Raw genomic sequence first — 15,199 nt, forward strand, 5'->3', positions numbered from 1 at the left:
GCGGGTAGCGGCGGGGCGAGCGACGGGAGAGTGGACGGCGCCGGGGTCTTACGTCGCCTACTCGTCGGACGCGCGCGCCAGGGCATCAAGGACCGCAACGGCGTCGGGGATGGCGGCGAACGAGACGACGACCTCACCGTGGCCGAGAGCACCGAGGGTGAACTCGAACTGCGCGGACGACGTCTCGCACTCGTAGATGTACGTGCCTGGCGGAGCTTCGACGAGCGGCCCGTCCGCGTCGTCGAGGTAGGGGAATCTGACCTCGTCGACGGCGCGAGCGATCACCTCGTTGGGGACCCGGCCGAACTCGACGTTCGCGCGGCCTTCGTTGTCGACGCAGACCCGTCCACCGCCGCGCCCGTCCTCCTCGTACTCCAGGCGGATGTCGTCGCAGCCGACGTAGCGCGGACAGTCGTGGAGGTGGGGGAACGCGGCCTTCAGGGCAGCGATGGCTGCGTCCTGCGTCTCATTCCAGCGCTGCTCCCAGGTACCGATGGCCTGGAGGACGGCGGGCTGCATGCGTGCTCCGTTCGTTCACCAGGCAGCCAGCCAGCGGGTGATGGCCGTGTGCCCGGCAGGGGTAGTGCAACGGGGCAGCATCTCGGCCGAGCGCCCTAGCGTCCTGCTCAGGACCGAGCACTCCGCAGTGAGGGGAAATACACCGGTCGGCTCAGTCGAGATTGCCGGACTTCCGAATCCAGCTCGGAAGGCGCGCAGTGTTCAACCTCGCGCTGGTCAGCATCTCCTCGGCCTCGCCGAGAACCTTCGTGAGCTGGTCGACGTGCTCGGCCTTGAGGTTGAGGCGGGCCTCCAAGAGGATCATCAAGGCGCGGGAGGTGTCCGCGAGCGCCTTGATCAGGGGGTCAGCCTGGGGCGCCTTCTCGCGGATCTCGCGCAGCGCGACGGCCATGTCACTGACCTGCCCGTACCAGAACAGCGGTTCGGCCTCCAAACGGTCGTCGCCCTCCTCGATCGCGGCCGTCAACAACTGGTTGAGCGACGCCCCTTCCTGCCGCGCGCCGGCCTTCGCGAGGTCAGCCTGCGCCTTCTGGGCGGTCTTGGCCGCACGGGCGTAAGCCGCGGTCGCCAGGGCCGCCTTCATGAAGGGCTCGGTGGCCTAAGGGCCCTGCGGTGTGTACCGGATGGGCGTTCCGCCAAGGGTCTTCACGATCTTGGCGAGGTCCATGGTGCTGGGGACCGTTGTGGGGTCAGGGGCGGCGCCCATATGGCTCATCGTAGGAGATATGCCGCCGGTGCTGCCTGCCGCGGATGCCCGGCCCGGCGAGGCGCCCGCGGCAGGCCGGGGTCAGCCGGTGCCGCCGAAGAGTTCTCCATTCCCGCTGGTGCCGCCCGAACCTTGGTCGGGCGGTGTGGACGGCTGCGGAGTTGTGCTGCTGGAGCTGTTGCCGGTCTGGCACTCGAAGTCGTAGAGCATGCAGCTCGGTTCCGGCATCGGGTCGGTGGTGGGCTCGGAGGGATGAGTGGTCGGTGGGCGGGACGGCTCAGGGCCGGGCGCGGTGCTGCCGCCGAACACGGCGACCGAGACGATCACGGCGCCGACGATGACGAGGACGGCGCCGAGGACGAGGCCGACGGTGCGCTGGGAGGGTGCGGGTGCGCTCACGGGGCGGTTCCTTCCATGACGGGATGGGAGTCCGCACGGTGGCCGCCGGGTTGTCCTTGTGTCGCCTGGCGAGCGCTGGCCTCGGGTGGCGCCGTGGGGCGCGGCTGCGCCACGATGCTGCGATGCAGGATGAGGACCGTTGAAGGAGTGGGCGCGGCGGCGCGAGGAGCGCCGGAACGCCTCGAAGGGAGAGGAGTTCCCCTGTTATGGACTACGGGCCGCCCGGACCCAACGCGCTAAGAAGCTCTCTCGCTGCACGGGCAAAAGAGCTGAAGGCCAAGGCAGAAGCGGCTGCCGTGTTCGACCACAATGGAATGAAGGGCGAAGCACGGGAGACGCTCCTGCGTGAAGTCCTCACACCCCTGATTCCTCGGCATGTGGAAATTCTACAGAATGCCGTCATCGTCAATGCCCAAGGCGCTCAGTCGCGGCAGTGCGACCTTCTCCTCAAGGATCACAGTTGGGCCCCGTTGTTCAGCACCGGGCGTACCTCACTCGTGCATGCTGAGCTGACCTACGGGGTCATCGAGGTCAAGTCGATGCTGACCTCGGAGGAGCTGCGTCAGGCATGCGACAACATCCGGGCGGCCAAGCAGGTACAGAAGACCTCGTTCACTTCAACGCGCCGGGATCCGCTGGTCTTCTACAGAACGGCCTACGGCCGGGAGTACCCGTACTTCCCGACAGTGGGCCTGATCTTCGCCTACGACTCCAATGTGAAACTGGAGACGCTTGGAAAGACCCTGTGGGAATGGTGCCAGGATGTTCCCCTTGATCAGCGTCCCGATGCCGTGTTTGTTCCCTCGCTCGGCTGTTTGCTCTGGGTAAACGACGGCGGCCCTCTGTGGACATACGAACCGGGCGCAGACCTTGCGGCCTTTCCGCCCGACGGCGAGGACGACATCTTTCCTGTTTTCGCTATCGCGCTGCACCAGCATTTCAACGGTGCCTGGGTGCCGAAGTGGCGACTCGGGGACTACACCGCCCAACAGCGCATCGCGGCACCGCTTGTATGGCGGTCAAATAGGGACACCTACCCCTGAGCTACGACTTGGGCGTGGTCGCATGACGGATCATCGAAGTGACCAGGATGAAGCTGACGTGAGGCATCGCATCGCCTACATGCTGGCAGTCATCTCCGGGCGTTGATCGGCAAGCAGTTCGAAGAGCATCGGGCCTACCACGTTCCCCCATGGCTTTGTTCACGAGAACCGACAGCACCAGTGCATGAGATTGGGAGGCGTCGGCGGTGCGTCATGTTCGATGTTCATGAGAAACAACAGCGCCCCCAGCGCGCCCCGCCGTCGCAGGGCCTCGCCTCGGGAAGCCGCGATGAGGCCCCAAGTAGCTCTGCGTAGTGTTCCGACTCCTCGGCATCCGGCCACGGAGCCCGCGCAAAACCGATTGGCGGACCACGGCGGCCGCTGCTACTTTCGCGGAGGCCGTGCGAGAGAACGAGGAGGTGGTACCCGTGAACGTATCGACATGGGTGCTCCCCTCCGGGGTCACGGTCGGGCGATAGGTCGTCCGGGAGCGCCGTTCAAGCGCACTCCTGAAAGGCACGACCATGGCCCTTCACTTCACTTCCGAACAGCGCCTCGACGACTACGTCCTCGAACGCGAATTCACCCTCGGCGAGATCCCCGGCATCCTGTGGACGCCCGCATCCGCACCGGCGCCGCTGATCCTGCTCGGCCACCCCCCGCTCGGACTGCACAGGATGTACCCCCGCCTTGCGGCGCGGGCCCGCAGTGCCGCGGCCGAGGGCTTCGCCGCGGCCACTATCGAGCTCCCCGGGAGTGGTGACCGGCCCCGCCTGCCCGCCGCCGAGCAGGCCCGCGCCGACCTGCGCCGGGCTATGGAAGCAGGCGAGCCGGTCAGCGACGAGATCATTGACGCCCTCATCCTCCCGCTGGTCGAAAAGGCGGTCCCGGAATGGCAGGCCGCCCTGGACGCCCTCCTGTCGCTGCCCGAGATCGGCGGCCCGGTCGGGTACTCGGGGGGAGTGATCTCCATCGGCGTCCGCCTCGCGGTGATCGAGCCGCGCATCGTGGCCGCCGGTTTCTTCGCCGGGAGTTTCGTGCCTCGCGCCATGTTCGAGGAGGCCCGCCAGGTCACCATTCCGCTGCACGTCCTGCTGCAGTGGGACGACGAAGGAAACGACCGGCAGGCAGCCCTGGACCTGTTCGACGCCTTCGGCTCCAAGGAGAAGACGCTGAACGCCAACATGGGCGGGCACACCGGCGTCCCGCAGTCCGCGGGTGACGCCGCGGCCGGGTTCTTCACCCGGCACCTGAAGTGAGGCCGGGCCGCCAGGCCATCAGCAGACGGTAAGCCATGTTGGCCAGGATGCTGCTCGTCGAGGGCCGGTCCCGGCGCTCCTCTGCTGTTTATGCTGCGGGCCCCTGACAACTCGGCAGGGGCCCGCGCTGCCCGAAGCCATGAACTGTTCGATTTCTGCAGTGCTTCGGGTGCTGCCCAATCTCGTGTCCAGGTGCTGTCGGCTCTCGTGGAGAAAGCCAAGGGTGCGCCGCAGTCGGCTCGCGGATGACTACGGTGAGCAAGAACGCCTTCGTCGAGGCGCGCACCGCCCTGGAGGTCTGGCTGTCAAGCTGCTGAAGGCGCGCGAACGGCGTGGCCGGGCAAGGCGGTGGCCGCCGGCATCGACGGCCTGCGCGCGATCGCCTGCTCCTGCCCGCCCGGGCTAACCGGGCAGCGGGACAAGTCCCTGGTGTCACCACTACGCCTCGCGGGCCTCAGAACCCGTCCTTGAACCTCAAGAGGCTACGGTCGGCGTCCCGAAGCGGAGGACGCCGACCGTGTCGGTGAGGCACAAGCTGCTGCCATGGTCGACACGAAAGTCACCTGCGGTTTCCCCAGCGTGACCATTGAGCTTCTTCGAGTTGGCCACCGATCGGGTGACGGGGCGTGAAGCGCAACGAGCGAGGCCCCCGGGCTGTTGATCGAGATGTCTGACGTCTCAATCACGCTGCTCGGGGGCCTCGTTGGTCATCCATCCTGCCGCACTCGACCTGCCGCATGCACTCGTGGAGTGGGTCACCATGCTGATCGTCACCCGTGAGGGCGACCGGCGTTGCAAGCTCCGCCCGTCTCAGCGCGCGATGGTGGCACTGGTATACCTGCGCGAACACATCACCCTGGCGAAGATCGCCACCGGGTTCGGGATCAGCGAGTCGACCGCCCACGCCTACACCAACACGGTCATCCACCTGCTCGCCGCACGTGCACCGGGTCTACTGAAGACGCTGCGCGAGCACGCCCCCGACTTCGTCCTGCTGGACGGCACCCTCACCGAGTGCGACCGGGTCGGCGACGGCCGGGCCGATTTCTCCCACAAACACCGGCGCCACGGCGTGAACGTGCAGGTCGTCACGGACCCCGGCGGCCAGCTGCTGTGGCTCTCGCCCGCGCTGCCGGGCCGCACCCACGACCTGACCGCGGCCCGCACCCACCGGATCATCCGGATCTGCGAGCGCCAGGGCGTTCCCATCCTGGCCGATCTTGCCTACCAGGGCGGCGGCGCGTGGCTGACCACCGGCATCAAACGCAGGCCCCTGCAGGAACTCACCCCCACCGAGAAGACTCTCAATCAGGCACTGGCCGCAGCGCGAGCACCTGTCGAGCGCGGCGTCGCGAGGCTGAAGTCCTGGCGGATCTTCCGCAGGTCCCGATGCAGCCCCAACCGCATGACGTCAATCGCCAAGGCCATCCTCACGCTGGAGCGGCAACGCTGAAGAAGCTCACTGAGCGTTTTCAGCGGTGCTGCTCCAGGGTGAGGACGGCTTTGGCGATGACGGTCATGCGGTTGGGGCTGCTGCGGGATCTGCGGAAGATGCGCCAGGTCTTGAGCCGTGCCATGCCGCGTTCGACGGGTGCCCGGGCCCCGGCCAGGGCTCTATTGACGGTGCGCTCGGTCGGCGACAGTTCTCCGCCGGGTGGTCGTTTCTTCCCGGTGGTCACCCACGGCCCGCCGCCTTGGTATGCACGGTCGGCGAGCACGGGAACACCCTGCCGGGCGCAGATCCGGATGATCCGGTGGGTGCGGGCCGCGGTGAGGTCGTGGCTCCGGCCGGGCAGCGCCGGCGAGATCCACAGCACCTGCCCGACCGGGTCGGTGACGACCTGCACGTTCACGCCGTGTCGGCGGTGCTTGTGGGAGTAGTCGGCCGTGCTGTCGCCGACGCGGTCGCACTCCGCCAGGGTGCCGTCGAGCAGTACGTAGTCCGGATCGCTCGCGCGCAAGACCTTCAGCAGGCCAGGGGCCCGTTCGGCAAGGAGGGCGATGACGGTGCTGGTGTAGGCGTGGGCGGTGCCGACGGAGATACCGAAACCGGCGGCTGTCTGCGCGAGGGTGTCGTGCTTGCGCAGGTACACCAGGGCCACCAACGCACGTTGGTGCGGAGGGAGCTTGCAGCGGCGGTCACCCTCGCGGGTGACGATGAGCATGGTGACCCACTCGACCAGGGCATGGGGCAGGTCGAGTGCGGCAGGATAGGGAACCAACGAGGCTCCTGCGCCGGTGGGTTGAGACTTCGAACACCTCCCTCAACGGCACGGGAGCCTCGTGCGTTGCGGGCACCTGCACCATCACCCGATCAGTGGCCACTCTGAAAACGCTGAGTGAGCAGAAAGTCCCTGAGCTCACAGCTCGGGATGACAATAGCGACCACGTCGCCGCAGGCAGTGACTGTGGCCGAGCGCGGTCCGAGGCCCACCGCCGCTCTTTCGCCGACGACGTCCCCCGCTTTCCAGATGTCCATAAGCGACACCCGGTCATGGTCCCGCCGAGTAGTCACCTTCACCAAACCCTCGTGGAGGACCACCAGTCCCTGATCGTGGTCACCCTCATGGATAAGTACATCTCCCCCGGCATAGCGGCGACGCGTACCGAGGTTGGTGAAGGCCTCGCGTGCTTCGGGCGATAGCTTGCCGAGGAAGGACCCACGGCTGTATGGGTTCGGGCGCTCAGTCATCTGCACAGCACAGCACTCAGTCACCCCGGCAGCAGTCGTCTTCGTCGCCGTTTCCAGTGCGCCGGATGCACGCCGCGGCGCGCCACGGCGCACGGCCGGAGCATCCCGCAGGCTGGAACCGAGAAGAGCCAGCCTCTTCAATTCTTGTCGGAGTCGGTGATCGCCTCGGCTACGCCGTAGGACGCGGAGAGAGCAGCAACTGGTCCAGCCGATCGACAATCTCGGACCGGCGCACAGAGGGTAGTTACCCGGTCCTCATGATCAGCAACTACGGCGGAACGGCTCCGAAAACCGCGGAATTCGCGCCCTGCCAATCCGGCCGTGGTCCGGCGGCCTGGCGGCAACGGAGTTTGATACCTCGTGAGCGGGAACCGAGTTGGCAGGCGAAGCTGCTCGCCTTGGGAAGCGGCTTCGGCCTGCACCTATGGGATCCCTGGTTCGGTGGCCGGTCTCTTTCCCACCCAGTGGGGCCCGGTTACGAACACCGTGCAGACGAGCGCCCATTGGCTTCTGCATGCGAGCGCCGCTACTTGGACGCTAAGCGAAGGACTGCCAAGGGGCTCAAGTGACGGCCGCACGCCGGCCGCACTCGATGGCCAGCCCGCTCCCGATCATTCCCAGAATTCCCCGACTCAACTGCCCGGACCATTTCCGGACCAGCCCACCCAAGGATCCACTCAATCTGCCGTCTCCGCTGGTCAGCATGGGTGCAACTGCTGTACCACCAGTACACGAAGAACCTCCTGGTGTCGTACTCGCCGAAGAAGCTCGGTTTCTTCTAGAGACCCGTAGAGACCTGAAGAAAGGCGCCTGAACTGGTCCTTTTCCCGTCAGGCGCCTTTTACTCGGCCCGCTCAGCACAGGACCGGGTTCACGTCACAGCTCCCAGTTCCTCACACCACCTCCCCTTCTGACCGGCTGTTCCGGACCAGTGGCGGACCGAACCTCCACTCATCGTTCAGACGCCGCGCCCTGGCTGACGCACCCCCACTCCTTCATCGACCGCTCGATGAGACGGTTGGCCTGCTCCCGGACGCCGTCCAAGAACTCGGCGTAGTGCCGGAAGAGAACTTCGACGCTCTGACCCGCCCGGCGAGCACACTCAGCTGTGTCCACACCGGAGCACAGCCAGAACAAGCTCCCGACGCGAGTCCGGCGGCCGAGCGGTGGGCTGTGGAACCACGCAGTCGCCGGACAGCGTCTGACGGAAGGAGTCGGGAGGCGGCGACGGGGCGCTTTGGGGGCGGACAGAGTGCAGCCAGACAGTGGATTGAACGCGGGCCTCAGCCCGGAGGAGACGGCTGTTCTCCTGCTGAGCAAGATTCGCCGAGGCGACGCCTATGCCGATCGACGCAAGCAGCAGTTCCGCCGGCTCGCTTCAGTCATCAAAATGCTGACGCTGGCGCTGTCTGCGGCGTCCACGATCATCCTGGGCCTGCAAAGCCTCAATACGTGGGCCGGCCTGGCCTTTGCGCTGGTGGCTTTGGGGACGTTACTGGGGGCCGTCGAACCGTACTTCAACTGGCGCTCCCGATGGGTACTGATGGAGGGGACGCAGTACCGGTTCCGACGTCTGGCCGATGACCTGGAGCACCTCGTGGCAACAACAGCTCCCGGCGATCTGACGCACGACCGCGTCAACGCGATTTTCCATAGCTATCAGAACATCTGGGATGACCTGTGCCGGGTGTGGTTGGAGCACCGCCGGGACCCGGCATCATCACCCAGGGCCTGATACAACTGCTGCCGTTCGCCCGCCGGACGGAGACCGGGGCCGTTAATACTCCAGCTGTAGAACGTGATCTTCAAGTCTGGGATGCGGCTTGCCGCCGACAGTGACTGATGCGTGATCGTGCCTGGTGGCGGCGGCAGTCGGACCAGGCAAGCCGGTGGGCCGCGTCGCGGACAGGCCGGGCGACGAACGTGATGAACAGGCGGCAGATCTCGTTGCAGGACAGCGGGATCAGGTCGTCCGCTGTGGGACGGTGTGCGTGTTCGTCGGCGCGAACGACGGCGAGGAAGGCATGGGCGAGCATCGCGAGGGTGTCCCAGCGGACCCACAAGAGGTAGCAGCGAACCTGGTGTCATCCAGCCCGGCCAGCCCCTTCTCAGTCTGCAAGGTCTCCTCCACCCGCCATCTCGAACCTGCGACCTTGACCAGGGTGGCCAGGGATGTCGGCGTGGCGGAGTGAGAGCGGTAGTAGGCGAGTTCACAGGTGCTGCGGTTGCGGCGGATCAGCAGCTGGTGGCGGCCCGGTGTTGCCTCGGCGAGGCCGATGACGGCCCAGTCGTAGAACCGGTGCCCCTTCGCGCCGCGCCCGGCCGAGAGATTCTGCCAGGCTCGCTTGGGCAGCTTCCGCGCCAGGGTGTCGGCGCGGAAGGTGCCTGCGCCGGTGGGTACTTCGGCCGAGCAGGCCACCGCGAGGACATAACCGATGCTGCGTTCCTCCAGAGCCATGCGGAGTTTCGGGTTGCCGCCGTAGACCTCGTCCTCGGTGACCCATCTGACGTGGTGTCCGGCGTCCAGGAACCGTTCGACCATCGTGCGGGCCAGGTCTGGCTTGGTCGCGAAGACGGTGTCCTCGCCGAGTCCGGCTGCCCGGCAGCGGTCCGGGTCGCACGTCCAGGAGCGAGGGATGTACAGCTCCCGATCCACGGCCGCGTGCCCGCGCCCGCCGGCATAGATGAGGTAGACCGCGACCTGGGAGTTCTCGATCTGCCCGGCCGTTCCGGTGTACTGGCGCTGGACCCCGACCGTGTGAGTGCCTTTCTTCACGTCGCCGGTCTCGTCGACAACCAGGACCGCGGCATCGTCAGATAGGTGCTCGACGACGTATTCGCGCACGTCATCACGGACGCCATCGGCGTCCCAGACAGCCCGGCACAGCAGGTGCTTGCATGCCCTGCGGGCTGGTACACCCGGCCCATTCCGCGATCGTTCGCAGTTCTTGCACGGCAGGTCGGACAGCAGCCCCAACACCAAGTCCCTCACCCGGCACCGGGGTTCAACCCGCGCGAACCGGCCCGCGAACCGGCCCATGGCCTCCTCGAACGCCTCCTCCCAACGGACGGGATCTATGCTGTGACCCACGGCCGCCGTATGATCTTCAGTCTTCACACACCGATGACCAGCGGTGGCTGTAGCTGTCGGCGAACCTGGAGCAGCCAATGACCTCGCCCGGCCCCATCCGACCTGCTCCAAACCTTCGAGGATGTACGTTCCAGAACCTTCGCTCGCCTTGATGGGCTCACCGATGCCGAATACCTGTGGGAGCCCGTCGACTTGTGCATGACGCTCAGGCCGGCTGCCAACGGGATGTTCCGTGCCGACCCGCGACCCGCGGGTGAGGACCGTCCGGCGCCGTTCACGACGATCGGATGGCGTATCTGGCACATTGGGGCGGACTGCCTTCGCGGGTATGGCCGCTTCTTCGGTGACGATCCCCGGGGTGGTGACCGGCATCTGTGGCCGGGTACGGCGAGTGAAGGCGTCCAGGAGCTGGCCGACGACTGGTCCCGATTCCGCGACCACCTCGAATCCCTCGGCGATGACCTTCTCCTTCAGCCCATGGGCCCCATCGCTGGTGACCACGGTCACGAGAGCTACCTGTTGCTGGCCCTCCACGCGTTGGACGAAGCCGCTCACCACGGTGCCGAACTCGGCGTCCTTCGTGATCTATACCTTCATGGCTTGGACATGAAGCAACAGGCGAACCACGACGAAGTCAGCGCGGCGCCTCGACCGCCGTCAGGCGCCTGACGGGTAACCAGCCAGGCAGTGAGGTGAACCGGGCTTCACCAGCCACGGGCCCCTGCGTCCCTCACCGTCGTCCACGCGCGCCCAAGTCTCCTCCGGCCAGAAGAAGCTCGGCTTCTTCCAGAGGCCCGCGAGAAGGAGCCTGAGCTGCGCTTTGCCCGTAAGGCGGCTTCCGCTCAGTGCGCCGGCGCAGGGCCCGGTCCATGTCCGAGTACCACCGGACCGGGCTTCGCCCAGGCGTTCATAAGACGTTGATCAATCAAAGATCGCTCCCTGTCAGCCTTCACCGCGGGCGCATCCGCGCCCTGAACCGGCGAGAAGACCGGCAAGAAGACAGGAAGAAAGGGAGCATCCCTGTGCGCAAGAGACGCACGGCGACGGCCTGGTGCGCGGCACTGGCCTTAGCCCTGCTCGCGGCCCCCGCGGTCGCGGCGGACGGCCCGGAGGGGCCCACGAGACCCGACCGCCCCGAGAAGCCGCGGCCACCGGCGGCGGCGAAGGCGACCGGCGGGGCGGGGGCCGCGTCGGCGACGGCGGGCACCGAGGCCGCCGGGGCGGACGACGAGGGGCCGCCGACCGACGGGAAGTTCTACATCCAGAACGTCGCCACCGGCTACAACATCTCGGCGAGCAACAATCCGGTCGCCCCTCACCGCCCCAAGGGTGACGAGGACGAACAGCAGTGGGAGTTCACCCGGAACGCCAACGGAATGTACAAGATCAAGAACCCGGACCGGGACGGGGAGTGCCTCGCCGAGCAGAGCGGCGACCGGCTCGGGGTCGAACCCTGTGACAACGAGCAGACGGACTGGGAATTCCGGCACCAGAAGGGTGAGCGGTACCGCATCCACGTGCCCGGTTCGGAGCGCAGACTGCGGGCCGAGGAACCGAAGGAGGACGAGGACACCAAGGACTCCCCTGTCTGGGTGGACACCGAAAAGCCGGACACCGAGAGGCAGTACTGGTACATCACGCCGATCAACCCGCCCAAGTCCCCGATGCCGTCGGATCCGAAGCTCGACGACATGACGTTCCTGACGACGCACAACTCCATGCACAACACCGAGGACCAGTATCTCGGACTGCCCTTCCCCAACCAGCCGCACGACGTCACCACGCAGCTCAAGGCAGGAGCACGGGCGCTGATGTTGGACGCCCACTTCTCCGAGGGACGGGTACGGCTGTGCCACAAGATCGCCGTCCTGCACGGGTGCGGAGGTGACATCGAGGCTTCCAAGACGTTCGCCGACATCGCCGCGTTCATGGAGCAGGACAAGGAAGCGATCATCACGGTCTTCCTTGAGGACTACACCACCGCGGAGCAGCTCCAGGAGGAGCTGAAGGAGCAGCTCGGCGAGGGCAAGCCGCTCGCGGGGAAGGTCTTCCGCCCCGACACGGAAGGGGTCACCGAGAAGGGCTGGCCGACGGTGCGGTCCATGGTGGAGTCCGGTAAGCGCCTGCTGCTCTTCACCGGTGACAAGGGGTCCCGGGAGCGGGACAACGGCAAGAACAAGCTGGGCTTCGTGTACCAGCCGGACTGGACCGTGGAGAACCACTGGTCCATGGGCGAGGGTCTCGGCAATGCCGACTGGAGCTGCTACAGCCGCTGGGGCCATCCGCTCACCCACGAGGACAAGAACTTCCGGCGCCTGTACGTGATGAACCACTTCCGGAACGCTCCGATGGATCCCACGTACCGCAACGACAACCAGAAGCTCCAGAACCGCGCCGAACGCTTCTGCGCGCCGGCCGCCCGCAAGAAGCCGAACTTCCTGGCGATCGACCAGTACAAGGACGGCGACCCCATGTCCGCCGTCAAGGCCTTGAACCAGTACACGTACCACGGCGACACCCCCGGCATGGGCGGCACCCCGGAGACCCCGCCGTCCACGGGCAGCGCGGGTGACCCCGTCGACAACGCCCCCGACGACCGGGCCGCCAAGCCCACCACGTCCGGCCCGCACGAGCGGTGCCGTCCCGAGGGCCTCGCCGCGACGAAGGGCGTCGACACCCCGAACTGCGAGGTCTACGGCGACGACGGCCGCGAGTGGCTCGGCGGCAACGGGCACGACAAACGAGTGGTCGGCTACTTCACCGGCTGGCGCACCGGCGCCAAGGGCGATCCGCGCTATCTGGCGAAGAACATCCCCTGGTCGAAGGTATCGCACGTCAACTACGCCTTCGCGAGCGTCGACGGCGGCGACAGGATCTCCGTGGGCGACACGGACGACCCGAAGAACCCGGCGACCGGAATGACCTGGCCGGGCGTGCGCGGGGCCGAGATGGACGACTCGCTCCCGTACCGGGGCCACTTCAACCTCCTCAACCGCTACAAGAAGAAGCACCCGCAGGTGAAGACGCTCATCTCGGTCGGCGGCTGGGCGGAGACGAAGAACTTCTACACCATGGCCACGAACGCCGACGGCTCCGTCAACCAGGCGGGCATCGACACGTTCGCCGACTCGGTGACGGGCTTCCTCCACCGGTACGGGTTCGACGGCGTCGACATCGATTACGAGTACCCGACCGCCCTGCCCGACAGCGGCAACCCGGCCGACTGGGAGCTGTCCAACGGCCGCCGCAAGGGCCTTCAGGCCGGATACAACGCGCTGATGAAGACCCTGCGCGAGAAGCTGGACCGCGCGGGCGCCGACAAGGGCCGCTACTACCTCCTCACCTCGGCGGGCTCCGCCTCCGGCTATCTCGTACGCGGCTACGACGCGGGCCAGGCCCTCCAGTACCAGGACTTCGTCAACGTCATGTCGTACGACCTGCACGGCTCCTGGAACAAGTACGTCGGCCCGCAGGCGCCGCTGTACGACGACGGCAGGGATGCCGAGCTGGCCGCCGCGAAGGTCTACGACGAGAAGGAGTTCGACGGGACGGGCTACTTCAACGTCGACTGGTCGTACCGCTACTACCGCGGCGCGCTGCCGCCCGGCCGCATCAACCTCGGCGTCCCCTATTACACGCGCGGCTGGCAGAACGTGAGCGGCGGCACGGACGGCCTGTGGGGCACCTCGTCGCTCCCCGACCAGGGCGCCTGTCAGCCCGGCACCGGTGAGAAGGTCGACTGCGGCCACGGCGCCGAGGGCATCGACAACGTCTGGCACGACCTCGGCACCCGGGGCGAGGAGGTCGCCTCCGGCTCCAACCCCCTCTGGCACGCCCGGAACCTCCAGGACGGCATCACCCCCGGCTACCTCCCCTCCTACGTCGACACCGACAAGGAGTCCGGCAAGCTCAAGGGCACGTACGCGGAGAAGTACGACGACACGCTGAAGGCGTCGTGGCTGTGGAACGCCGAGAAGAAGGTGTTCCTCTCCACGGAGAACGACGCCTCCATCGACGCCAAGGCGCAGTACGTGAAGGACCACGGCATCGGCGGCGTCATGCTGTGGGAGCTGGCGGGCGACTACACCAAGCGCGCAGGCGGCGAGTACGGGATGGGGTATGACGTCACCAGCCGACTCGACGACGCGCTGCACGGCTCCGGGGGCTACAAGACCTCGCGTGCCGGTGGCACCGCCCTGCCCGACGACGTCGTGGACGTCTCCGCCGAGTTCGTCGACTACCCCACGGCCGAGGGCGACATGTGGCCGATCCAGCCGAAGCTGCGCATCACCAACAACACGGGACGGACCCTCGGCACCGGCACCGAGATCTCCTTCGACCTGCCCACGTCCACGTCCCCGCTCCTCAAGGACGACGGCTGGTCGGAGCTGAAGGACGCGGTGAAACCCGGCCGCTCCGGGCCCAACGTGGGCGGACTGAAGGCCGACTTCCACCGCGTGACGCTGAAGCTCGGCTTCTGCGAGGCCATCGCGCCGGGCAAGTCCCACGAGATCGGCCTCAAGTACTACCTGCCGGTGACCGGCCCCGCCAACATCACCGTGTCCACCAACGGCCGCACCTACGGCTCCGTCCAGGACGACCGCAAGGGCGTACGCACGGTCGAGCCGGACACCGGTGACGCCAAGGAGTGCGGCGCCCCGGAGTGGCAGCGGGGCTCCGCGCACGGCAAGACCGTCGGCCGTACCTTCGCCGCCTGGGACAAGGGAGACAAGGGCTGGCAGTTCGAGTACCAGGGCAACCTGATGGACCACCACCCCGGCGAGAACCGCGCCCACCTGGTGGAGCCGCAGCCCGGCAATCCCAACCAGCTCTGGACCCCGCGCGGCGCCGGCAACGGCTGGTACACCATCCAGAACGCGGGCAAGTGCCTGACGTCGACCGGCGCCCGCGAGGACATCAAGGTCTCCGGCTGCGGCTCCTCGGAGGCCCAGCGCTGGCACTTCGTCCCCATCGACCCGGCGTCCGGCGCGGAGGGCTCCCCCTCCGCCCCCGCCCACGGCAAGCTCTTCACCCTCCGCTCGGCCGACGGCAAGGACGTCGAGGCCGCGTTCGGCGCCACGACCTCAAGCACCCACCTGTGGAGCGGCGACACCGCCGACCCGGCGACCGGCGCCTACGTCTCCTGGAAGGGGTCGTACTGGGCGGCGTCCTGGTACACGACCGTCGAACCGGGCACGTCGGAGCGGGACAGCCAGGGGAAGGAGGTGTTCCCCTGGCGGAAGCTGGGGCGTTCGGGCTGATGCTGTCCTGACGTCCCGGGTTCCTCGGGTGTGAGCCCCGCCGGGGCTTGAGTTCGGGCAGTCGTCGCGCCACCCGGCTCGGGGGACGCGACACCGGCTCCCGCGCCACCCGGCTCAGGGAAGCGCCATCCGGCTCAGGGGAACGGCAGGACGAGTCCCGACCGGACCGTGGCGCCCGCGCTTGCTCCGCGGGCGCCACGGTCCACCGCGCCTCGGTCCACCGCACCAC

The 15,199-nt window shown here is 67.3% G+C and carries 12 protein-coding genes; 6 read left to right on the top strand and 6 right to left on the bottom strand.

Going from position 1 to position 15,199, the window contains the following annotated elements:
- Positions 1–57: 57 nt before the first annotated feature.
- From QUY26_RS02760 to QUY26_RS02770, 3 genes are all read right to left on the bottom strand, one after another.
- Positions 58–519 carry a hypothetical protein gene (locus QUY26_RS02760; protein WP_289943490.1) on the bottom strand — a complete coding sequence of 154 codons (462 nt, stop codon included), beginning with the start codon at positions 517–519 and terminating at the stop codon, positions 58–60.
- Positions 520–670: 151 nt separating this feature from the next.
- Positions 671–1,102: a hypothetical protein gene (locus QUY26_RS02765; protein ID WP_289943491.1), complete on the bottom strand. Its 432-nt coding sequence runs from the start codon at positions 1,100–1,102 to the stop codon at positions 671–673.
- A gap of 204 nt (positions 1,103–1,306) precedes the next feature.
- Positions 1,307–1,624, bottom strand: coding sequence for a hypothetical protein (locus QUY26_RS02770; RefSeq protein ID WP_289943492.1), 318 nt, complete (start codon positions 1,622–1,624; stop codon positions 1,307–1,309).
- A 206-nt stretch (positions 1,625–1,830) separates the two neighbouring features.
- Between QUY26_RS02770 and QUY26_RS02775 the strand changes: the two genes are divergently transcribed.
- The 3 genes from QUY26_RS02775 (at position 1,831) to QUY26_RS02785 (ending at position 5,379) form a co-directional block, all read left to right on the top strand.
- Positions 1,831–2,667: a DUF6602 domain-containing protein gene (locus tag QUY26_RS02775; RefSeq protein WP_289943493.1), complete on the top strand. Its 837-nt coding sequence runs from the start codon at positions 1,831–1,833 to the stop codon at positions 2,665–2,667.
- A gap of 524 nt (positions 2,668–3,191) precedes the next feature.
- Positions 3,192–3,926: an alpha/beta hydrolase gene (locus tag QUY26_RS02780; protein WP_289943494.1), complete on the top strand. Its 735-nt coding sequence runs from the start codon at positions 3,192–3,194 to the stop codon at positions 3,924–3,926.
- Positions 3,927–4,629: 703 nt separating this feature from the next.
- Positions 4,630–5,379, top strand: a complete 750-nt coding sequence (locus tag QUY26_RS02785) for a transposase family protein (protein ID WP_289943495.1) — start codon at positions 4,630–4,632, stop codon at positions 5,377–5,379.
- Between the two features lie 19 nt (positions 5,380–5,398).
- Here QUY26_RS02785 and QUY26_RS02790 read toward each other — a convergent pair whose 3' ends face one another.
- Together QUY26_RS02790 and QUY26_RS02795 are read right to left on the bottom strand one after the other, a co-directional pair.
- On the bottom strand, positions 5,399–6,148 hold the full coding sequence (locus QUY26_RS02790) for a transposase family protein (RefSeq protein WP_289943496.1): 750 nt from the start codon (positions 6,146–6,148) through the stop codon (positions 5,399–5,401).
- Positions 6,149–6,240: 92 nt separating this feature from the next.
- The gene (locus QUY26_RS02795; protein ID WP_289943497.1) at positions 6,241–6,618 is read right to left on the bottom strand and encodes a cyclic nucleotide-binding domain-containing protein; all 378 of its coding nucleotides are present in this window, start codon (positions 6,616–6,618) and stop codon (positions 6,241–6,243) included.
- Between the two features lie 1,252 nt (positions 6,619–7,870).
- Here QUY26_RS02795 and QUY26_RS02800 point away from each other — a divergent pair.
- On the top strand, positions 7,871–8,353 hold the full coding sequence (locus QUY26_RS02800; RefSeq protein ID WP_289943498.1) for a DUF4231 domain-containing protein: 483 nt from the start codon (positions 7,871–7,873) through the stop codon (positions 8,351–8,353).
- Positions 8,354–8,581: 228 nt separating this feature from the next.
- Here QUY26_RS02800 and QUY26_RS02805 read toward each other — a convergent pair whose 3' ends face one another.
- The gene (locus QUY26_RS02805; protein WP_436840476.1) at positions 8,582–9,658 is read right to left on the bottom strand and encodes an IS701 family transposase; all 1,077 of its coding nucleotides are present in this window, start codon (positions 9,656–9,658) and stop codon (positions 8,582–8,584) included.
- Between the two features lie 225 nt (positions 9,659–9,883).
- Between QUY26_RS02805 and QUY26_RS02810 the strand changes: the two genes are divergently transcribed.
- Both QUY26_RS02810 and QUY26_RS02815 read left to right on the top strand, forming a co-directional pair.
- Positions 9,884–10,378: a DinB family protein gene (locus QUY26_RS02810; RefSeq protein WP_289955421.1), complete on the top strand. Its 495-nt coding sequence runs from the start codon at positions 9,884–9,886 to the stop codon at positions 10,376–10,378.
- A 353-nt stretch (positions 10,379–10,731) separates the two neighbouring features.
- A complete protein-coding gene (locus QUY26_RS02815) occupies positions 10,732–14,970 on the top strand; it encodes a glycosyl hydrolase family 18 protein (protein WP_289943499.1) in 4,239 nt (1,412 codons plus the stop codon).
- Positions 14,971–15,199: the final 229 nt, after the last annotated feature.

Origin of the sequence: Streptomyces flavofungini, assembly GCF_030388665.1 — a bacterium.
Classification (GTDB): Bacteria; Actinomycetota; Actinomycetes; order Streptomycetales; family Streptomycetaceae; genus Streptomyces; species Streptomyces flavofungini_A.